Source organism: Saccharopolyspora hattusasensis (genome assembly GCF_050972075.1).
GTDB classification, from domain to species: domain Bacteria; phylum Actinomycetota; class Actinomycetes; order Mycobacteriales; family Pseudonocardiaceae; genus Saccharopolyspora; species Saccharopolyspora hattusasensis.
Genome location: NZ_JBPCDC010000001.1, coordinates 7,651,910 through 7,672,260, shown reverse-complemented (window position 1 = coordinate 7,672,260; position 20,351 = coordinate 7,651,910). Strand labels below are relative to the sequence as shown.

Sequence of the window (20,351 nt, the reverse complement as noted above, 5' to 3'; positions counted from 1 at the left end):
AATTGCGCCACCCCCGGGTGAACGGGCGCCAGCAGCGGCTCCGAGGCCAAGATCATGCACATCGACGTCTTCCACTCCGAAGTCGTCTTCTGCGCTTCCACCGATCATGCACTCAGGCCTGAGGATGCCTCACCGAAAAGTTCCCCTTTCCGAACCGGGGCGTCGCACAGCCACCATCCCCGCGACTGCCAGGCCCAGGATGATCGACAGTGCTCCGACGACGACGTTGTTCCAGATCATCCCCACCGTCGGCAGACCGAAAGTGGTGACCCACGTCGCGATGATCAGCCAAATTCCGATAGGAGCCGCAGTCCAGCTGATGCCACCGCTGCGTTCCGGAGTTCCGGTGAGCCCCAGACCGATCGCCGTGACGATCAGTCCCAGGATGAGATTGTTCATGCTCAGCAATGGCTGAGAGCCAGCGAACCCGACGACCCAGGGCGAGACTGCGGTGTAGGCGCCGGTGAGCATGAGGGCAGATTCGCTGCCCGTAGTGGTAGGTGCGGCTAAGGCGGCTTCGTAGTCCCTGAGGCGCGAGGTCTCAGCCGTTGTGCGAGTGCCGCGTTGTTCCGGGGCAACCATGGCATCTCATCTCCTCGTTTGCCTCGCAGATCTCCTGCTCCCCTCGAGTTGCCATCGTATGCCCTGTGCAAACGTCGGCCGATGCCGTTGCACCTGCCGTACCTTTTGAGTCTTTTCTGCACCCTCGTGTTTCGCAGTTTCGCGGTGTTGATCGTGCGTGGGCGGTTGGGCGCCGTCAGCGTTGGCTGGGGCCCGCGTAGAGGATGAAGGTGTGATCGATGCCTTGCTCTGGGGTTGCGGTCATGGGTCCGAAGGAGGCAGGGAGTTCGGACTCTGTGTACCGGTCCTGGCTTGCGAGGTAGATCGCGATGGCCCAGCGGTCGGCTGATCCCTGGTAGCGCAGGCGCAAGATGGGTGTGGGTTCCCGATCGCCGGGCAGGACGGCACCGACGTAGCAGAACTGTCCCCGGTGACGTACCACGGGTTCGCCGAGGTGGGGCCAGCCGTAGATGACGTGGGCGGTGATCCGCTGGGTAACAGCGGTGCGGATCTGCTGGTTGGGTGTGTCTGGCACGCCCTCCATGATGGACTTCCCGCTGTCAGGCCGCGTCATGGGGGGCGGTGTCGCGTGAGTGGATGAGACAGCCGGGTTCGGTAGGTTCTGGCGATGATCTTGCCAGAGTCGTGGGCGGCGTTACTGGAGATGTTCCGCCCGGTGTTTCGCCGTCGCGGCACGTTCACGGTGTTCACCGTGCTGGCCACCGGGATGGTCGCGCAGACCGGGCGGCGCACCGTGGTGGGGATGCTGTCGGGGGCACGGATGGCCGGGACGATCTCGTTTCATGCTGCGTGCCGGTTCTTTTCCCACGCGGTGTGGGATGTCGACCGGTTGGGGCTGATCGCGGCGCGGTTGATCGTCGAGCGTCTGGTGGCCGAGGACGAGCCCATCACTGTGGTGATCGACGACACGCTGTTCAAACGATGGGGCCGCAAGGTCTTTCACACGTTCTGGACTCATGACGGTGCGGCGCAGGGCGGTATATGGGATCGCACGGGGGAATCGGTGGGTGGTGGCCGGGATCGTGGTCAGGCTGCCGTGGTGCACAGTGCCGGTGTGCCTGCCGGTGTTGTTCCGGCTGTGGGCGGGTAAAGGCACTGCCAGTCCGGTCGAGTTGCCCGGTGAGCTGCTGCGGCTGGTCGCGGCCGAGTTCGACGCCCGTCGCGTGCACGGAGTCGGCGACGCCGCCTATCACGGCAAGCCCCTGCTGGTGCCTAATACCACGTGGACGACCCGGCTGCCGACACCTTGACCGCAGCGAGATTTAACGCAGTTCGCCCCGGTCACGCCGACCCTGATCTATTGCGGGACTACGCTCTGGCCTGCGCCGCAGCGGCTGCATAGATGCGAAACTTGAGGCACCATTTACACCTGCAAAAAGCAGGAGCCCCAACAAGTTCGTTGCACACCACAGGAAACAAAACCGCGACAATGATTGCTCGCTGCCATAAACCAGATCGAGGAACCAGTTCGCTGACGGCATGCCTGGCGTGGAGTATTCGGACGAGTGGTTCTTGCTTTCGGGCAGCAACCTCCCTGCCTACCTGAACAGAACTGACCCGGCCCACACGGGCCGGGTCAGTCCCACCGTTACCACCAAGGATGCCGAAACCCGATAAGGGAACTGGCTTCCCCCGACTACCCGCACAACGAGCACCGAAACCTCAGTCAGCGCAAGCTGATCGATGCTTGGCCGCATCAGGGGTGCTGTTCACGCAGGTCCGTACCTTACCGGCTCGTCGGCCTCCGCTAGTTCCATCTCCGCTGTCGCTTGGATGAGTTCGATCAGCTCCGGGTCGAGACCTGGGCTGAATTCCTCCGGCCGCTCCGGCGCGATGCCGAAAGGCACGCCTTCTGGCGCTTGCGCCATGCGCAACACTTCGCCGTCGTGCGACGACGGCGAAGTGCCCTGGAAAACCTTGGCCGCCTCGGACTGGTGGTCGAGGTTGAAGGTGTATTGCCTGTTGTGCAGACCTCTCTCGAGCAGAGTGGCGACCTCTGGGTACCGCTCGGCGTTCGTCTTGGGAATCGGCAAGGTCTTGCCCCAGTTCACACCGAGGGTTTCCAGCGCCTTGGCATAGGCGTTCTCGTGCGCTTGGTCGCGAACGATGAGGTACGACACCGTCGATCGCAGCGTCTTGTTCGAACTCATCTCGTAGATGCGGCACTTCTGGAGCCTGCCGGTCGACTCGAGCATCAGGTTGTAGAGCAGATCAAGCACGAGGTTACCGCTGTTGTAGACATACGAGCCCGACCAGGGATTGCCCACGGCGTCGACGGGCAGCGCACCTTGCGCGCCGACGAGCATGTGGTGGATATTGCCCTGTGCAAGGGCGTTCGACAACGGCGTCGCTCCCTTGGCACCTGGCTGATCGAGCGGCTCGTCCTTGGACCCCCGGTATCGCGGCGAACCATCCGTCAGCCGCGCGATCGTCGTGGCGATCAGCTCGACGTGGCTGATCTCCTCCGTCCCGATGCCGTAGAGCAGGTCTCGATAAGGTTTGCCCTCGGGACCTCGGAAGTTGAAGCTCTGGAACAGGTACTGCATCATCGTCCGCATCTCACCGAACTGGCCGCCCAAGCCTTCCTGCAAGGCGTTGGCAGCGCCGGGGTCCGGCTCGTCAGGAACGATCTCGTTGATCATCCGCTGTACGTGGAAGAACATGGCACCTCCCACCCCGGCACCGCTCTCCGCTTGGCGCGACGGGGGTAGCTGAGATCAAGCTCTGGATGGATGTGAGACGATTTCCGTCTGTGCTCGCTCGGTCCGATGCAGCGGCGCCAGAACTACGTTCCTTGGAGAGCCCGCCAAGAGCCAGCACCGTCCACGGTAGAAGCACCCGAGCCGCTTCGCCAACGCTGCCAAGGCAATTACAACCGGCTCGCCGCCGTTTCGGTTCACAGGTGGGCGGTCCGTTCGTGAGCAGACGGAACTGGTGGCAGTTGCTCATGCAAGCCCTGCGCGTGTCGCCCCGAGCAGGGTTCCGCCGAGCACCAACACGGTGATCACGGCGGGCACCCGAACCGTGCGGCCGATGATCCGAGGCACCAGCAGATAATCCTCGACAAACCGTTAGACCACGAAGAACCCTGCGTTCACCCCCCGCATTTGCCGACATTCCGGCGTGACCCCCCACCACACGTCGACCCGCCCCGCGAAAACCCCCGCGACGCAACGGATATCACCATCCAGCGGCCCGCCATCCTCACTGTCAGCACCTGATCGGACACCCCTCGCGATTGCTCCATTTGGCGTAACGAAATGTTCGTCCTGATGGGGGAGCATCGCCGGATACTTCGCAAACCCCAGCTCCCGGCTCCTTCCGTTCCCCCGGCGCGGAGCTCGGGAACGGAAGGAGAGAACATGCCCCGAGGTTCTCTGATCCGAAGCATTCTCGCGTTCTCCGCGACGATGCTGGCCAGCCTGGCGCTCGCAGCACCAACCGCCAGTGCCGTGGCTACGCCGCTCATCATCGGAGGTACCCAAGCGACGCAGACCTACAGCTTCATGGCGTCCATGCAGTCCACCGACGGCCAACACCACTGCGGTGCCTCGCTGGTCGACAAGCAGTGGCTGGTCACCGCCGCGCACTGCGTGGAAGGGCAACAGCCAAGCAAAGTCCAGTACCGGATCGGGACAACCGACCGTACCAGCGGCGGTGAGCTCGTCACGCCGGACAAGTTCGTGGCCCACCCCAAGTCAACGCAGAAGCAGGCCGGCAACGAAATCGCCACCGGCTACGACATCGCCATGGTCCACCTGTCGCAGCCGGTGGAGGCCCAGCCGATCAAGATCTCTGCCACGTCACCGCAGCCTGGCACCGCAGTGCAACTGCTCGGTTGGGGCCAGACGTGCGGGACGCCCAAGTGCGGCGAGCCGCCCGTGACCTTGAAGGAGCTGGCAACCAAGACGATCGCCGCGTCGAACTGCACCAGCTCGCAAGATCCCTTCGATTCGGCACGTGAGCTGTGCATCGACAACCAGAAGGGCAAGGTCAGCGCCTGCTACGGCGACTCCGGTGGCCCGGCGGTGGTGCAGGAGGACGGCGGTTTCGCACTTGTCGGCGCGACCAGCCGCGGCCAAGCCGAGAACTGCGCGGAGAAACCCGGCATCTACAGCAACCTCGTGGCGCACACCGACTGGATCAACGAGACCATTAAATCCGGCGGCTCGTCCAAGTCTCCCGGCAAGTCCCCCGGCAAGTCCCCCGGCCGTCTCCCCGACATGCCGTCGTTCCCGTCGGTGGCGCCGCGCAACCGGTAACCCGCCACCTACCGCGGACACCCGCAGCGATCAGCGGGGGTCGTGAAACCGTCCGCGGACGGTTTCACGACCCCCGCACTCGTGCCTGAACCCGCCGTCGCAGTACCGGCCTGCGTCGTCATTCCGCTCTGCTCCGCTTGTCCTGGTACATCGCTTGATCAGCGTGCGCCAGTGCGTCGCTCGGATGTTGACCGGGGGCAAAGAACCCGACTCGCAGGAGCTTCGGGCCAGCTGGCCTGGCCGGAGAGCCTGTCCGCCGCGCGCAACGGCGCTCCCCGGCGAGGACAAACTCGCATCGGCTCACCAGGCACCACACCCCGATGAGCGCCAAGAAGACGACCACGGTCAGCGCGGTCTGCGCCGGCGGGAAGACGCGGAATGCGGCGCTGTAGACGCTGAGGTTGTCCGCCCCGTTGGCCACGACGATCGAAACGACCGACAGCACACCGATGGTCGGCAGATCCCGCTCCTGCTCGCCTGCCCCGGACGGCCCGTAGATTCCGAGCGCCAGCGGCAGCAGACCGAGCAACCCGATCCAGGACTCCGGCACGACCATCAACCCGATGGCCGCCAGCAGGCTCACCGCGATCAGGCACGTGGACCCCAGGTACTGACCGGCCGCGATCTGCCACGGGCGCGGGCTGCCCACCTGCGCGGAGCGCAAGAACAACGCGGTCAGCACGACCAAGCCGTCGATATTCGTAGCCGTCCACATCACCACTGCGACCAAGACCGCCGCACCCAAAACCACCACACGAGAAATGCTGGCCTGGCCGCATCCCGACGGCACCGCGACAATTCGCACGAACGAGTGACTGCGGCGGCGGATCTTCCGGAACGACGCTCAGCCGCGCCCCGGTCGGTGACCTCCGTTGGCGCGCTCCCGAAACCGTCCGCGCCTTCGCCAGGCATCCGGGGGCCACGAAGCGGCCGACCGCTGTCCGCGGCTCCGCCAAGGATCCGCGGCGTCGCTCACTCGGGTGGTAAAACCGAGTTGACATCGCTGCAACGTCCCGGCCCGCCAACCATGGTGTCGCTGCCACCGAGCTCGGTTCGCCTGCTACACGCGAAGATCACGGCATGGCGCGGCCGTCCATACGTGCTCGGTTTCGCAGTGCACGAGTACCGCGCTCCAGATGGGGGATGGAGACGCCATGGATGATGTTGTTCCGGCCCGGCCGGCTTTCGCCGAGCGGTGGCGTGGATTCGATCGAGCACAGGTCGCCGAACATCTCGACCTGCTCGAATCCGAGCTCCGCCAGCTCCGCGAGGAGCTTCGCTCCACAGACGAGGAGGAGCAGCAGCACGACTCGGAGGTCGTCGAATTCGCGGAGAAACGTGCCGCCGCGATCATCGGCCAAGCGCGCGAGGAGGCCGCGAGGCTCTTGGCGGAGGCGGAGCGAACGGCCGAGCAGATCAGAGCGCAGGCTTGCGATTTTGCTCGCTGGTTGGCGGAGCGCCGGGCCGACCTCGATCGGGAAACCGCGTGCCGGAAGAGGGCGGAGCGCGAGCGCGAGCACCGTCTTCGGCGGAATGTTCAGAAGGAGTACAAAAGAATCACGGCGCTGGCGCAGGAGGATGCCGAGCGGCTGCTCGACCGGACGCGTCGACGCTGCGAACAGCAAGACGCCGCGAGCGAAGTGCACTACCGGCGCATTTGCGCGAAGGCGGAAGAACGGAAACAGGAGACCGGCGCGGCCATCGATGCGTTGCTCCAGGAAGTCGTCAAACATTCGACTGCATTGCGGGAGCTGAGCCTGCCGAACGACGGGACTGGCGACGGCCACACCGCTCACCAGCCCGCGACCAACAGCCAGAACATCTAAAGTTGAAGGAAATCGATGTCCTTGTGATTCGTCCGCTCGTCGCTGCTCCGGCGCAGCGCCGCGGCCGCCGCGAATTTCGTGGTGATCGACTGCTCCGCTGTGCGCGCCGGCGGACGGTCGCATCACTTCTCGGACGGCTGGACCGCCGGACAGCGCGGTGGTGGAACGCGGAAAACAGTCCTAAGAGGACAGCCAACACAGGTGTTCCGAACGTCCGGACCGACGCCCCGTACTGGCCATCGAGTCCGGCCACTCGATCCTCATCGACTAGGGCTTGCGGCCGATGGCGCCGTACATGGCGATGTCGGCTTCCGGGGCGTTCAGGGCGATGCCGTCGTCCGGGCGCCACTTGTGCATCTGGACGATCCCGGGCTCGACCAGTTCGAGGCCGTCGAAGAACCGGGCGGCCTGGGCCTGGGAGCGCCAGCGCAGGGTCTCGCCGTGCTCGTGGTAGGTCCGGCGGACCTGCGCCAGCATCTCCGGGGCGAAGTCGTCGGTGGCGATCGTGGCGGCCAGGTAGCTGCCGGAGGGCAGCACGTCGACGATCCACCGCACGACGTCCAGCGCCTCGTCGTCGTCTTCGATGAAGTGCACGACCGCGATGAGCATCAGCCCGATCGGGCGGTTCAGGTCCAAGGTCTCGCGGAACTCTGGTGATGCCAGGATCGTGTCCGGGTCGCGCAGGTCGGCGTTCACGTAAGCGGTGCGGCCATGCTTGGTGCTGAACATCAGCGCGCGGGCGTGCACGAGCACGATGGGGTCGTTGTCGGTGTAGACGACGCGGGCCTCGGGCCGCACCTCCTGCACGACCTCGTGCAGGTTAGGCGAGGTGGGGATGCCAGTACCGATGTCAAGGAACTGATCGATGCCGCACTCGGTGGCGAGGTAGCGGCCAGCGCGGTGCATGAACTCGCGGTTGGCGCGCATGTGCACTGGAAGCGCGGGCCAGATTTGCTTGGTGGCCTCCGCGGCAGCCCGGTCGACGGCGTAGTTGTCCTTGCCGCCGAGGATGTAGTCGTAGATCCGCGCGCCGTGCGCCCGGTCTGTCCGCTGACTCAACGCGTTCAGATCAGAGACGTGCGCCGATGCATCTTCCACGAGGCGACCTTACGGCTCATCCCCGATACTTTGTCCGGAGCCGCCGCCGGCATGAAGCCCGTGAATGCCCTGCTTTCAGCCTTGTTGAAGGCTTTCCGGGGGCGGAATGCATACCCGCAGAACGTGAACGACACCGTCGAATAGTCCCGGAGCCGCTTGTCGTCCTTGCAGTACACTATCCGTGTCTTGTCGGGGTGCAGATTCAATCCAATGTCGGCGAACCGACGCCCGATCGCTTCTATCACCTGACGAGCCTGACGCTCGGTCACACAATGGACCACCGGGTGAGTAGCCGGGCGGGATCACACCGCCCGGCTCTCGCAGAACCGGACTTGAACCTCTCGATTCATCCGGCTCCCATTGCCCAGCCGTCAGGACGTAACCCGAACCGCCAGTGCGCAAACAGACGGGGTGACCGCTTGGCCACCTCGGCGAGCCAGCGCATGGCCCGGCGTTCTCGGCGTTTTAACCGTTTGTATTTCCGGCAGGCCCACCGGACCAAGTGTCTGTTGAGTCTACGGAGGAGGGGATACAACATGGACTTGTAGAAGCGCCCATAATAATTGATCCATCCCTGCACTACGCTGTTGAACATCTGTGCAAGGTCGTCGAGAGACTTGTCACTGCGTTTGGCCCAGTGCCAGGAACGAATTTCCCGTCCCATGGCCTTGACCGCCTCCTTGCTGACCGCGGGCAGGAAGATCACAAAATGCTTCCCGTGTTTGTTCTTGGCCAGCCGGGGACGAAATGTGTACCCGAGGAATGTGAACGACGTGACCTCATAATCGTCACGCCGGTCAGCGTCCTTGCAGTACACCAGGCGCGTCTTGTCCGGGTGCAATTCCAGACCGACCTGCGCCAACCGGGCCGCGATGGCGTCTCGCACCCAGCGGGCTTGCCGCTGGCTTCCGCAGTGCACGACCGCATCATCACAGTAGCGCTCGAACGGAATGTTCGGAAACTCCCGAGTCATCCACGCATCGAACGCATAGTGCATGAAGAGGTTCGCCAGCAATGGGGAAATCGCCGAACCCTGGGGAGTTCCACGATTCCGCTCGACCAGCGTGCCATCCGGTTGTTGCAGCGGGGCTTGCAGCCACCGCTTAATATACAACAGAATCCACTTCTGGTCGGTGTGATGCTCCACGGCTTTGAGGATGAGGTCCCACGGAACGCTGTCGAAGAAGGCTTTGATGTCCAGGTCGATAACCCAGTCCGCCTTCCAGCAACGTCTGCGACACGCTCCGACCGCGTCCAACGCGGACTTCCCCGGTCGATAACCGTAGGAATCCGGATGGAAGACCGGTTCGACCTTCGGTTCCAGATACATTCTGGCGACCGTTTGAGCGACTCGATCCGCGATCGTCGGCACGCCGAGCAACCGCACTCCCTTTCCGCCAGCCTTGGGGATTTCCACGGCCTTGACCGGAGGAGGAAAATAACTCCCGGACGACATGCGGTTCCAAATACGAAACAGGTGCTTATCGCGGTCCTGTTCGAACTCGGCGATCGACACATCATCCACCCCAGCCGCGCCCTTGTTGGCCTTGACCCTCTGATACGCCTCCCACACAACCCACTTGGAGATATCAAACGGCTTGTCCTGAGACCTCGGTTCGCTCACCCGACTCCTCCCAGCACGGCTGGTTGATCGCCGAACGAACCAGAGCAACCCGTCCCCTTCGCTCCGCCCGCATTACCAGGCTTCATCACTACTACAGGACGGTCCGCCCGCCTGCCCCGCGTCGGTACTCTGCCCCTCGCAGTTTCCGCTGCTTGGGGTTCTCCCTCTCGCCGACCGGTCCAACACCCGGTCGGCCCTATCGGGGCGAGGCGTTCCCACGTTTCGCACTGGAGCCTGAACCGAGCTCGCGCCACCTTTATGCCGGACACCGCCAGGGCAGTAAACAGGTCTCCCCCTGACTTATCCCGGGGCAACAACGGGACCCCGGTTTCGATGTCGTCGCTTCGCTTACGACACTTCCTCAGTGGTTCACTCACGTTCGCCTTCTCGGTTCCCATCTGACGCCATCAAGGACGCCTTTTCCGCAACGCTCACCACCCCGGCTCATTCACCGACGCAGCTTGCGGTGATTTGGGATCTCCGCCTGCACAGCGACCCCGGAGGGCCATACCTCCATCACCAGTGCAACACCGCATCCAAAGAATTCGTCTTCTACACCAAATCCTCCTTCAGCGTTCGTGGCGCACCATCGTCCGCGAAACGTTCGAACTGGACTCCTGGGAATTCCCGGGAGATCCACAGATCAAACCCGTAATGCAGAAACAGATTGGCGAGCAACGGTGATATTGGACCACCTTGTGGCGTTCCCTGGGTTCTTTCGGTGACGGTGCCGTCTGGCATCTGCATCGAGGCTTTTAGCCATCGCTCCACGTGGAGCAGAATCCATTTCTGATCCGTGTGGCGTGCGACCGCCTTCAACGTCAGATCCCACGACACCGAATCGAAGAAGGCTTTCACGTCCAGATCGACGACCCAGTCCTTCTTGAAACACCGCTGCCGACACGCCCGCACCGCGTCCAGGGGCGACCGGCCAGGGCGGTAGCCGTAGGAGTCGTCGTGGAACACCCTCTCCACGGCAGGCTCCAACGCCATGACCGCCACCGTCTGCGCCACCCGATCGACCACGTTCGGGATGCCCAGAACCCTCGTCCCTCCTTTCTTCGGTATCTCCACCGCGCGCACCGGGCCGGGAAAATACGATCCCGACGACATGCGATTCCACAGCTTGTAGAGGTTATCCTTCAGCCTCTCCTCAAACTGCTCGATCGTCACCCCATCGACCCCGGCCGCTCCTCCATTCTCCTTCACCTTCAACCACGCATCCCACACCAGCCGCTTGGGAATGTCATACGACTTGCCCTGCAACTTCGGCTCACTCATGCGACTCCTCCCTTCCGGTTGATCACACTCATTCACCAGGACGACCCCACCCCTTGGCTCCACCCCCACTGCGATACGCAGGGACTTCACAGCTACTACGGGCGAGTCCGCCAGCGCACCCCGCAACGGTACTCAGCTCCTCACGGATTCCGCCGCTTGGAGTTCTCCCTCTCGCCGCCGATCGGATCGACGGCAATGTCGGGGCACGCCTTCACATGTTCCATACGAGAGCCCGGGCCGGGCTCATGCTGCCTGTACGCCGGACACCGCCTGGGCAGTAAGCGGGTAACTCCCAGACTCATCCCGGGATAAGCGGTAGACCCCGGTTTTGATGCCACCTAATATGTTTTCGACGCTTCTGACGACAGAGGGCCTTTCGACCCATCGCTCATCTTCCCGGCCCATACCTGACGCGATCCCGTCGCGCCTTTTCCCACACCGTTCAAGACCACGGTCTTCAGCCAAGGCCCCGGTGGGCGGTTTGAAGCCTCCTCCCACAAGGCGGCTCCGGAGGTCCAGAAACTCCTCCATCTCCTCGTACAGCACCGTGGAACCCAAGCTTGCCACAGCCCGACCTCCACGTTCATGTTCACAAGCCGCTTGACAAACAAAATCATGGGGTGTCTGACCTCATCGGGGCCACGGGCCGGGCTCAACGAGATCAACCTGCCTGCCGTGCAGGCCGGATCCAGCATCATGCCCGGGAAGGTCAACCCCGTCATCCCCGAGGTCGTAAACCAGGTCGCCTTCGAGGTCATCGGCAACGACGTCACCGTCACCCTCGCCGCCGAAGCCGGTCAACTCCAGCTCAACGCCTTCGAGCCCATCATCGTTCACAGCTTGCTGAAGTCCCTGACCCACCTCACCGCGGCGTGCGACGCGCTCGACACCCGATGCGTCTCCGGGATCACCGCCAACCAGAGCCACCTCGACGCGACCGTGCGCAACTCGATCGGACTGGTCACGGCGCTGAGCCCCCTACCTCGGCTACGCCAACGCCACCACCATCGCCCAGCAGGCGCTCACCACCGACCGCACCATCACCGAACTGGTCACCGACACCGGCCTGCTCTCCCCCACCCAGCTCGAAACCCTCCTCCAGCCCGAACAGCTCACCCGGCCACGCCGCCTGGAGAACTCGATGGCGGAGGAAGCGAACGGCTGAACACGGTCACGACGTGGGGCCGACGGGAGCCGCGCTGGTTCAGCGGAAAACGTTGGGAGTCTCGGTTCCACGTTGCGCGTTGGATGACTTTCGACCGTCCAGCGCATCGACCTTCGCCGCCGGAATGAAACTCCGCAGCAGGCCGTCACCCGGGGTGGGCGCAATTTCTCGCGAAATTGCGCCCACCCCGGGTGACGGCGCATCGTCGCGATCCCGGCAGCGCTCAGCAGCCTCCGGTGGCCGCAGGTCCGGGCCGCACCGACATCAGCCGCCGTCAGGAACCGGGGGCGCGAAAGTCGACAGCCTTCCGCACAGCCTCGTCGATGTCCTCGGGGCGGAGGAGCGGCACCGCCCTGGACGTCACGGCGCCGGTGGCCTGCACCGCCATAGCCGTGGCGGCCATGGAGACGTCGTCGGGCACGTCGACAACGATGTAGAAATCGTCGTCGCCGAACGCGAAGTACATCGACTCGAGCGTTCCGCCGCACGACCCGAGGACCATTTCAACGGCCTCCCGCCGCCCGGTTCCGCCCTCGGCGAGCACCCCCTTCGTCCCCTCGGCGGTGTAGCTGCCCTGCACCAAGTACTTCGGCATGTCGCTCCCCCAATTCACCCGTGCGGCCACCCGTGGCCGCGGTTCTGTTCCCGCACTCGGGCACGAGAGCAGGCTGGGCCATTCGAGGTAGCCGCCCGGACTCATGATGTCGGCTGTGGGTGGCGGTACCACGTTTTCTCCGCCTGCCGCCGTTAGCGGCTGCAGCCTCGGCCGCCGTTGACAACGCCAGCAGGCCACGACCGCCACGCGGCTCGAAGAACGATCAGTTCATTCATCCGATGATCGTCCAGGTCGGAAAAATTTCGGAAATCTTGAATAGTCAAATGTAAGTCTGGCGATCACGCATCGTCAGGCACAATTGCGGGGGCTTAAATTTTAAGCAGGCCAGACGGGACCACCCATACGGCCCAAACCCACCCGAAAGGCCCATTGCGGCATGCGAATCAACCGGCTACTTTCAGTGGGCCGCAACCAGTTTCTTTGTCGCCAACCTGCGATTTTGATAACTGAACTGCGGACTATTGCAACTCGCCCTTCCCTTGGAGGATTCATTGCTGCCCATGCGAAACTACCTCGCTGCTGCCACCGCGGCCGTTCTGTTCGGCGGTGTCGGCATCTTGTTGACGGCACCGGCTTCCGCGTCGCCTAGCGCGATTAGCCATTTTGACGACGGCAGTTTCGAAACGCCAACGGTGGCAGCAAACACGTTCCAGAACTTCGCGATGGGGCAGTCTATCGGACCGTGGCGGGTGGCGAGCGGGAATGTCGACCTGATCGGCGCAGGGTTCTGGCAGGCTGCCGACGGTGACCAGTCCGTCGACCTCAACGGCGGTAATGCGGGGGCTGTTTCCCAGACTTTCAAGACGGTCCCGGGTACAGGGTACACAGTGACGTACTCCCTTGCCGGCAATCCCGGCGAATCGACGAAACTGAAAACGGGCAAGGTCCTCATCGACGGGCAGAATTTCCAAGACTTCTCCTTTGACACGACCAGGAAAACAATGACCAACATGGGCTATGTGAGACGGCAGGTGACCTTCGTGGCCACCAGTACATCCACGACGTTGACGTTCGCCAGCACGACCCCCAACAGTGCGTGGGGACCGGTGATCGACGACGTCACGGTCGACCCCTGCCCGCCTGCCCCGTGCTGCGGGTGATCCGGGCGCGGTGATGGCGGATAACCCGGTCGGATCGCCGGTGCGCGGCCCGCACAGCCGCGCGCGAGTTCTTTGAGCCGGTTTGCAAGGCGGGTGTGGGACGGGGCCGTCTCACACCCGCCGACGCTCATCGCGTTCCAGCGCCTGGGCGAGAGCCTGCACTGTCTCCGCCGAATGGAGCGAGTTTTCGGCGCCAGCCGCCAGAAGTCGAATTCGACGAATCGGCTCATGCCGATCGACTGTCCCCCATCACGGCACCGTTGAGCGGACGCAGGAGAGAAGTATTCGATCGACTGCGCACCCAAATAGAATGGAATCGGCTTTCCCGGGCCTCACCCATGGGGATTCGATATTCGACATCTACTCCAGGCCTTCCCGGGTGCTGGGTGACCGGGTATCACTCGGCCTCGACACGCTGAATCTGAAGGAAGTGGTGGAGTACTTTCCCGATCCTGACTCTCCTGACTCGCCCCCTGACTCCGGCGGGTTCTTCGACTCCGCAAGAATGCCGTCGCCCTCACTTACACCTGCGTCATGTCGGGTGACCCATGTCCTCGTGGGAAAGCCATCGATTTCCGCCGGTTTTCGCTCGACGCGCTTCGACGTCGGGGTCTCCGGGGGTCTCCGGAAGGCAGGCATAGACGGCCGGTCGGCTGACCCGGGCGGCGTCGGCCAACGCGGCATCCGGATTGCCACCAGGGACCTGAAGACATCGTGAAGAAGACATGAACCCGGGTTGGGCATGCTGGTATCTAGGAAGTGAAGCCGACGCTTGGGAGTGCGGACATGATGGCAAACGATCACGGCACGGTGCTCGCCACCATGGTCTTCAATCTAGTAGCCCCGGCGGGTGTGATCGCGCCGGTTGGCGTGGAACTGGGGTACGACAGCCGCAACCCGTACGAGATCTGCATGAAGCTCAACGTGGGCAAGGCCGGTCAGGTGGATTGGGTGATCGCCCGCGACCTGCTGGCCGACGGGCTGGTCGCCGAGGCAGGCGAAGGCGACGTGCGAATCCGCCCTCGACTAGACGATCCGGGGTTGGTCGTGATCGAGTTGAGCTCGCCGTCAGGGCAGGCCGCCTTCGAAGTGAATGCCGATCAGCTTGCGGAGTTCTTGAACGACACCTACGACGCGGTCGCACCCGGTGACGAACACCGGTGGATGAACGTCGACGAGGCGCTGAGCCGGCTGCTCTCGCACAACCTGTAGTGGCCCGGTTCTCCCGAAGCGCCGCACGCCAGGCGGCCCAGCCGCGGGACCTAGTGTGGCCCTGAACAACTGCGTGTAGTCCGCGGAACAGGGCTTGAAGACACGCGGCTTGCCGGGCTGTTCGTACCGAGGTACCAGGAACTCGACGCCAGCACGCGGCGCAGTCCAGCTGCGATTCAACTGACCTTCGCCGTTTGGATGTGCGGCCGACACCGAAGCTTGATCGACGGGGTCCCACTGGTTCACCCGATTGGGTCGTGACATCACTCCTACGTAATCCCCGCCGTGCACTCGCGGCGGTCACTGTTGCCGCTGTTGGCGGGTTGACCGTGCTGGTCACGCCCGCTGCGGCGGTACCGAGCACTGGCCCGGTCATCGCCGAGGTGTACGGCGGCGGCGGGAACTCCGGCGCGCACCTCACCCAGGACTTCATCGAACTGGCGACAGTCGGCAGCGCCGCGGCGGACCTGACCGGGATGAGCGTGCAGTACCTGCCGGCCTCGCCGACCGCGAGCACCCGCTGGCAGGCCACGGCGCCGGCGACTGCGCGGCCGACTCGCGGATCGTCCACCTCGTCGGCTACGGCAGCGCGGTGGTCCGGGAGACCGGCCCGGCTCCTGCGGGCAGCAACACCATCTCCGTCTACCGCCCCGGGCTGGTCGACACCGACGACAACGCGGCCGACTTCGCGGCCGGCTCGCCGACCCCGGAGAACTCCAAGGGCGAGGGGCCCGGCGGGCCCGGCGGTGGGGTGACCGACGCGCGCATTCACGACGTCCAGGGCATCACCCGGACATCCCCGATGGCCGGCAAGGTCGTGCGGGTCCCCGGCATAGTGACCGCGACGCGGACCTTCGGCTCGGCACGTGGTTTCTGGGTGCAGGACCCGAACCCGACAACGACCCACGGACCAGCGAGGGCATCTTCGTGGTCACCGGTTCGGTGACCACGGACGTCGCGGTCGGCGACGCCGTCACCGGTGCGGTGGCCGAGTACCGCCCCTCGTCCGGCTTCCCGACGACCACCGAGCTCACCAGCGCCACCTGGACCACCGCCTCGCGCGGCAATGAGCCGCCCGATGCGGTCGCGATCACCGAGAACACGGTGCCCGAGCAGTACGTCCCGGAGCCGGGCGGCAGTATCGAATCGCTGCCGCTGGAGCCCTCGAAGTACGCGTTGGACTTATGGGCGGCCCATGAAGGTGAGCTGATCAGCATCGTCGACGCGCGTGCCGTGGGCGGGACCACCGCCTACAACGAGCTCTACGTGACCACCAAGCCGAACGAGCACCCGACTGCCCGGGGTGGCTCGGTGTACCTCGGCTACGACGCGACCAACAGCGGGATCCTCACGGTGCAATCGCTGATCCCGTTCTCCGAACAACCGTTCCCGCAGGCCAACGTGGGTGACGTCCTCACGGGTAACACCTCGGGACCGGTCGAGTACAGCCAGTTCGGCGGGTACACCGTCCAGGCCTCGATCCTTGGCGAGCTCAAAGACAACGGTCTGGTGCGCGAGGTCACCCGTCCGCAAAAGGGTGGCGAGCTCGCGGTGGCCACCTACAACGTGGAGAACCTGTCGGCCGTCGACGAGCAGGCCAAGTTCGACGGGCTGGCCAGCGGCATCGTGAAGCACCTGTCCTTGCCCGACATCGTCACGCTGGAGGAGATCCAGGACAACAACGGACCTGCGGGTGCGAACGACGGCGTGGTGGCGGCGGACCAGACGCTGAAGCGCTTCGCCGACGCGATCGTGGCGGCGGGTGGCCCGCGCTACGAGTGGCGGCAGATCGACCCCCAGGACATGACCGACGGTGGCCAGCCGGGTGGCAACATCCGGGTGGGCTTCCTGTTCAACCCGAAGCGGGTGTCGTTCGTGGACCGGCCGGGCGGTGATGCCACGACCGCGGTCGACGTGGTGACCAACGAGAAGAGCAAGCCACACCTGTCGGTATCCCCCGGCCGGGTCGACCCGGGCAACGCGGCGTGGCAGAACAGCCGCAAGCCGCTGGTCGGCGAGTTCGCCTTCCAGGGCAAGGCGGTGTTCGTCGTGGCGAACCACTTCGCCTCGAAGGGCGGCGACCAGTCCGTGCACGGGATCAACCAGCCACCGAACCGCAGCTCCGAGGTGCAGCGTGTGAAGCAGGCCGAGGTCCTGCACGCGTTCACCGACAAGCTGCTCGCGGCCGATCCGAAGGCGAACGTCGTGGTCGCCGGCGACCTGAACGACTACCAGTTCTCGCCGACCCTGCAGACCCTCGCCCAGGGGGATGCGCTGACGGCGTTGATCAACATTCTGCCGGAGAACGAGCGCTACAGCTACGTGTTCGAGGGCCGCTCGCAGGCCCTCGACCACATGCTGGTGTCGCGGACACCGCGGCAGGTGGACTACGACGTGGTGCACATCAACTCCGAGTTCGCCATGCAGTCCAGCGACCACGACCCGCAGATCGTGCGTTTCCAACCCGGTAACCGACCCGCGAGTCCCCGCTCTGGTCGCGGCTGGAGTTCATCGGCCGGTACCCCTCGCCCCGCCCGCCAAGCTGACGTCGCCAGACGATGTCGACACCGTGTGCCGATGATCTTCGAGTGCGCGCAGGTCCATCGGTGCAGGTGACCGCCCGTGAGTGTTTTTGGGTGTTATGGCACCCAAAAACACTCACGGGCGTTCTTCGAACGACAGCAGGCATAGATGCCGTTCGCCGCGCCCGATGACCCGGAACGCTCAGTAGGCAACCGAGATGTGTTCGCGTGGGTGCTCCTGGCGCTCGATCTCGTCGACGACCGCCAGCGCGAAGTCGGCACCGGAGATCTCCGACTTGCCGTTCTCGTCAAACAGAGCCACGTCGCCGCCGAGGCGGTAGGCGCCGGTCCGCTCGCCGGCAGCCCAGGAGCCGTAGCCGCCCGCAGGCGAGAACACGGTCCAGTCGAGTCCGTCCGGCGCGCCGGTCGCGAGCCATTCCCGGATCCCGTCCATCTCCAGCGCCTCCGACCGGAACTGCTCGGAGATCTCCCCCTCAACGAACCTGGGCTCGCCCGGCGCGGGGCGCAGCGACGCGAACCCGACGATCACGATCAAGCGTGCCCCGGTGCTGGCCGCCGCATTTGCGAAGTCCTGGTACAGGCCGTGGAGCCGGCCCACCAGGTCCCCGCGCGGCGACAGGGTCGCGACCACCACGTCCTGGCCGGCGATCAGCGCCGTGGCGTCCTCGGCCCTGCCGTGCCTGTAGAGCACCCCGGCGACCGGCGTGGTGGGCGCTGACCGCGAGAACGACGTCACCTGATGACCACGCGCGGCTGCCTCGGTGACGACGTTGCTGCCGGTGTATCCAGTACCGCCGATGATCAGGATCTTGCCCATGGTGACTCCCCTGCGGGTAGATGTCAGCGCCAGCCGAGCGAGGGCGCGACGTGGGTGAGAATGCTCTCCAGCACGTGACTGTTGTAATCCACCCCGAGCTGGTTGGGCACGGTCAACAGCAGCGTGTCAGCCTCGGCGATCGCCTCGTCGCCGACCAGCTGCTGCACCAGCACGTCGGGCTCGGCGGCGTAGGTGCGGCCGAAGATGGCCCGCGTGTTCGCGTCGATGTATCCGACGTGGTCCTCGCTGTCGCCGTCGCGGCCGAAGTACGCGCGGTCCAGGTCATTGGTGAGCGCGAAGATGCTGCGCGACACCGACACGCGCGGTTCGCGCTGCCACCCGGACTCGGCCCACACCTTGCGGAACGCCCGGATCTGCTCGGCCTGCTGCACGTGGAACGGCGCCCCGCCCTCATCGTCCTTGAGGGTCGAGCTCATCAGGTTCATGCCGAGCTTGGCTGCCCAGGCCGCGGTGGCGTTGGAGCCGGCACCCCACCAGATCCGGTCCCGCAGCCCCTCGGAGTACGGCTCGATGCGCAGCAGTCCGGGCGGGTTGGCGAACATCGGGCGCGGGTTCGGCTCGGCGAACCCCTTGCCTTCCAGCACCTTCAGCAACACCTCAGTGTGCTTGCGGGCCATGTCGGCGTCGGTCTCGCTTTCGCTTGGCTGGTAGCCGAAGTATCGCCACCCGTCGATCACCTGCTCTGGCGAGCCACGGCTGATGCCGAGCTGGAGCCTGCTGCCGGAGATCAGGTCCGCCGCCCCGGCATCCTCTGCCATGTACATCGGGTTCTCGTACCGCATGTCGATCACGCCGGTGCCGATCTCGATGCGTGAGGTCTTGGCGCCGATCGCGGCCAGCAGCGGGAACGGGGAACCCTGTTGCCTGGCGAAGTGGTGCACCCGGAAGTAGGCGCCGTCGATACCTAGCTCCTCTGCCGCCACGGCCAGGTCGATGGCCTGCAGCAACGAGTCGGAGGCGGTCCTGGTCTGCGATTGCGGAGTGCTGGACCAGTGTCCGAAGGATAGGAATCCGATGCGTTTCACGACCGTTGCAACACCGCAGCCCACTGGTTGATTCCTCAACCAATTCGGTGACCGACGACACGGAGCCGCGCCCCAGGGGACTCGGTACTTCGCGCCCGCTCGTTGCAGCAGCACGCAGCTGCGGACCCCGAAGCGGCAAACCCGTTCGCTCCAGGCAAGCAACGCCCACCACGGGTTCCCAGACACCCAGGAAGTGCGCAATTTCGCGAGAAATTGGCGTTCACCCGGGTGACAGCCAATTTCTCGCGAAATTGCGCGGCCCGAAGACGGGCGTGCGCCGCTACCCGCACCGCTGCGCCTCATGAGTTCGGAAACAGGCCCTGAGGCGCGGAGATCTCTGGCGCCAGTCATGCTGGCCGAGTACGCGCCGGGGAAGCGCCGGAGATTCTGCGGCACCACCCGGGCCTTGCCGCAAGCCCCTCAGTGCGCTATACGTTGAGAATGGCAGGGAGTACGTTCCTTGCTTCGACGTCCGATGTGGACGAACAAGCTCCTCTCGAAGCGCAGAATGAGAGGTTCTTCCTCCTCCACCAGCTTGGCCGACTCGAACGTCGTCGAGAACGCGGCCACTCTCAAGGAGATACTCACCGCGCTGCACGCCCCAAAGCCTTGGCCGGCAGGTCGCCATCCAGGCCAACCCACATCTCCGCGTGATCAGTGCCATGCACCCTCGAGACCTGGTTGTACTGCAGAACCTCGATCGGCCAAGGACCCCGTCGCCGCATCCAGAGCTGCCGTGCTTCGCGACTCGCTCAGCGCGCTACGTAGGCGCTCATGAGGGCCTGGACCTCATAGACGTCGACGCCTTTGCCAAACTGCTTCGTGATCGGCTCGGCGTTGCCGGAAAGCCAGATCTTCAACTCGGCGTCGAGGTCGAAGGTGCCGGCGGTCTCGACGGAGAAGTGGGTGATGCTGCGATACGGAATCGAGTGGTACTCGACCTTGCGGCCGGTCATCCCCTGCTTGTCGATGAGGATCAAGCGCCGGTCCGTGAAGAGGAACGAGTCCCGGATCAACTGGTAGGCGGCATGAACTTCCTCCCCCTGCGCCAACAAGCGCCCGAACTCCTGCGCTGCTGCACGAGGATCGATCCGCGAAGCGTTGCCCAGCATTCCGCCGAAAAGTCCCATGCTCGCACTCCTCACCGAAGAATCCGTTCCGTGCGACCACAGTAACGAA

General features: G+C 64.6%; 20 protein-coding genes and 1 pseudogene. 8 read left to right on the top strand and 13 right to left on the bottom strand.

Going from position 1 to position 20,351, the window contains the following annotated elements:
- Positions 1-129: 129 nt before the first annotated feature.
- Positions 130-471 (bottom strand): SPW repeat protein, encoded by a 342-nt coding sequence (locus ACRXBZ_RS36395; protein WP_190812642.1) that lies wholly within the window; start codon positions 469-471, stop codon positions 130-132.
- Positions 472-757: 286 nt separating this feature from the next.
- Positions 758-1,096, bottom strand: a complete 339-nt coding sequence (locus ACRXBZ_RS36390) for a hypothetical protein (protein WP_433882946.1) — start codon at positions 1,094-1,096, stop codon at positions 758-760.
- 93 nt (positions 1,097-1,189) lie between these two features.
- On the opposite strand from ACRXBZ_RS36390, the gene ACRXBZ_RS36385 reads away from it, so the two are divergent.
- Positions 1,190-1,672 (top strand): transposase, encoded by a 483-nt coding sequence (locus ACRXBZ_RS36385; RefSeq protein WP_433882945.1) that lies wholly within the window; start codon positions 1,190-1,192, stop codon positions 1,670-1,672.
- Positions 1,647-1,832: a hypothetical protein gene (locus ACRXBZ_RS36380; RefSeq protein WP_433882944.1), complete on the top strand. Its 186-nt coding sequence runs from the start codon at positions 1,647-1,649 to the stop codon at positions 1,830-1,832. The genes ACRXBZ_RS36385 and ACRXBZ_RS36380 overlap by 26 nt, the downstream gene beginning before the upstream one ends.
- A 459-nt stretch (positions 1,833-2,291) precedes the next feature.
- On the opposite strand, the gene ACRXBZ_RS36375 is transcribed toward ACRXBZ_RS36380, so the two are convergent.
- Positions 2,292-3,245 (bottom strand): manganese catalase family protein, encoded by a 954-nt coding sequence (locus tag ACRXBZ_RS36375; RefSeq protein WP_433882943.1) that lies wholly within the window; start codon positions 3,243-3,245, stop codon positions 2,292-2,294.
- A 699-nt stretch (positions 3,246-3,944) separates the two neighbouring features.
- Between ACRXBZ_RS36375 and ACRXBZ_RS36370 the strand changes: the two genes are divergently transcribed.
- Entirely contained in the window at positions 3,945-4,844 is a 900-nt protein-coding gene (locus ACRXBZ_RS36370; RefSeq protein ID WP_433882942.1) for a S1 family peptidase, read from the top strand.
- 118 nt (positions 4,845-4,962) lie between these two features.
- Here ACRXBZ_RS36370 and ACRXBZ_RS36365 read toward each other — a convergent pair whose 3' ends face one another.
- From ACRXBZ_RS36365 to ACRXBZ_RS36340, 6 genes are all read right to left on the bottom strand, one after another.
- Entirely contained in the window at positions 4,963-5,565 is a 603-nt protein-coding gene (locus tag ACRXBZ_RS36365) for a cadmium resistance transporter (RefSeq protein ID WP_433884081.1), read from the bottom strand.
- 352 nt (positions 5,566-5,917) lie between these two features.
- The gene (locus tag ACRXBZ_RS36360) at positions 5,918-6,577 is read right to left on the bottom strand and encodes a hypothetical protein (protein ID WP_433882941.1); all 660 of its coding nucleotides are present in this window, start codon (positions 6,575-6,577) and stop codon (positions 5,918-5,920) included.
- A 360-nt stretch (positions 6,578-6,937) separates the two neighbouring features.
- Entirely contained in the window at positions 6,938-7,768 is an 831-nt protein-coding gene (locus tag ACRXBZ_RS36355) for an SAM-dependent methyltransferase (protein ID WP_433882940.1), read from the bottom strand.
- The gene (locus ACRXBZ_RS36350; protein ID WP_433882939.1) at positions 7,735-8,037 is read right to left on the bottom strand and encodes a hypothetical protein; all 303 of its coding nucleotides are present in this window, start codon (positions 8,035-8,037) and stop codon (positions 7,735-7,737) included. The genes ACRXBZ_RS36355 and ACRXBZ_RS36350 overlap by 34 nt, the downstream gene beginning before the upstream one ends.
- A gap of 77 nt (positions 8,038-8,114) precedes the next feature.
- Positions 8,115-9,392, bottom strand: a complete 1,278-nt coding sequence (gene ltrA, locus ACRXBZ_RS36345) for a group II intron reverse transcriptase/maturase (RefSeq protein ID WP_433882938.1) — start codon at positions 9,390-9,392, stop codon at positions 8,115-8,117.
- A 552-nt stretch (positions 9,393-9,944) separates the two neighbouring features.
- Positions 9,945-10,673 (bottom strand): reverse transcriptase domain-containing protein, encoded by a 729-nt coding sequence (locus ACRXBZ_RS36340; RefSeq protein ID WP_433882937.1) that lies wholly within the window; start codon positions 10,671-10,673, stop codon positions 9,945-9,947.
- A 624-nt stretch (positions 10,674-11,297) separates the two neighbouring features.
- Here ACRXBZ_RS36340 and ACRXBZ_RS36335 point away from each other — a divergent pair.
- Positions 11,298-11,838 (top strand): annotated as a pseudogene (locus ACRXBZ_RS36335) (lyase family protein); the annotation flags it as partial.
- Between the two features lie 274 nt (positions 11,839-12,112).
- Here the strand turns inward: ACRXBZ_RS36335 and ACRXBZ_RS36330 are convergent.
- Positions 12,113-12,433, bottom strand: a complete 321-nt coding sequence (locus ACRXBZ_RS36330; RefSeq protein ID WP_433882936.1) for a GYD domain-containing protein — start codon at positions 12,431-12,433, stop codon at positions 12,113-12,115.
- A gap of 521 nt (positions 12,434-12,954) precedes the next feature.
- Between ACRXBZ_RS36330 and ACRXBZ_RS36325 the strand changes: the two genes are divergently transcribed.
- From ACRXBZ_RS36325 to ACRXBZ_RS36310, 4 genes are all read left to right on the top strand, one after another.
- The gene (locus ACRXBZ_RS36325) at positions 12,955-13,554 is read left to right on the top strand and encodes a choice-of-anchor C family protein (protein ID WP_433882935.1); all 600 of its coding nucleotides are present in this window, start codon (positions 12,955-12,957) and stop codon (positions 13,552-13,554) included.
- A gap of 786 nt (positions 13,555-14,340) precedes the next feature.
- Positions 14,341-14,766, top strand: a complete 426-nt coding sequence (locus ACRXBZ_RS36320) for an SsgA family sporulation/cell division regulator (protein ID WP_210435312.1) — start codon at positions 14,341-14,343, stop codon at positions 14,764-14,766.
- Positions 14,767-15,358: 592 nt separating this feature from the next.
- Entirely contained in the window at positions 15,359-15,712 is a 354-nt protein-coding gene (locus tag ACRXBZ_RS36315; RefSeq protein WP_433882934.1) for a hypothetical protein, read from the top strand.
- On the top strand, positions 15,709-17,382 hold the full coding sequence (locus ACRXBZ_RS36310; protein WP_433882933.1) for an endonuclease/exonuclease/phosphatase family protein: 1,674 nt from the start codon (positions 15,709-15,711) through the stop codon (positions 17,380-17,382). The genes ACRXBZ_RS36315 and ACRXBZ_RS36310 overlap by 4 nt, the downstream gene beginning before the upstream one ends.
- Positions 17,383-17,490: 108 nt before the next feature.
- Here ACRXBZ_RS36310 and ACRXBZ_RS36305 read toward each other — a convergent pair whose 3' ends face one another.
- The 3 genes from ACRXBZ_RS36305 to ACRXBZ_RS36295 form a co-directional block, all read right to left on the bottom strand.
- Positions 17,491-18,126 (bottom strand): NAD(P)-dependent oxidoreductase, encoded by a 636-nt coding sequence (locus ACRXBZ_RS36305; protein WP_433882932.1) that lies wholly within the window; start codon positions 18,124-18,126, stop codon positions 17,491-17,493.
- 23 nt (positions 18,127-18,149) lie between these two features.
- Complete coding sequence (locus ACRXBZ_RS36300; RefSeq protein ID WP_433882931.1) at positions 18,150-19,172, bottom strand: LLM class flavin-dependent oxidoreductase; 1,023 nt, start codon at positions 19,170-19,172, stop codon at positions 18,150-18,152.
- 752 nt (positions 19,173-19,924) lie between these two features.
- On the bottom strand, positions 19,925-20,302 hold the full coding sequence (locus ACRXBZ_RS36295) for a PH domain-containing protein (protein WP_433882930.1): 378 nt from the start codon (positions 20,300-20,302) through the stop codon (positions 19,925-19,927).
- Positions 20,303-20,351 lie beyond the last annotated feature (49 nt).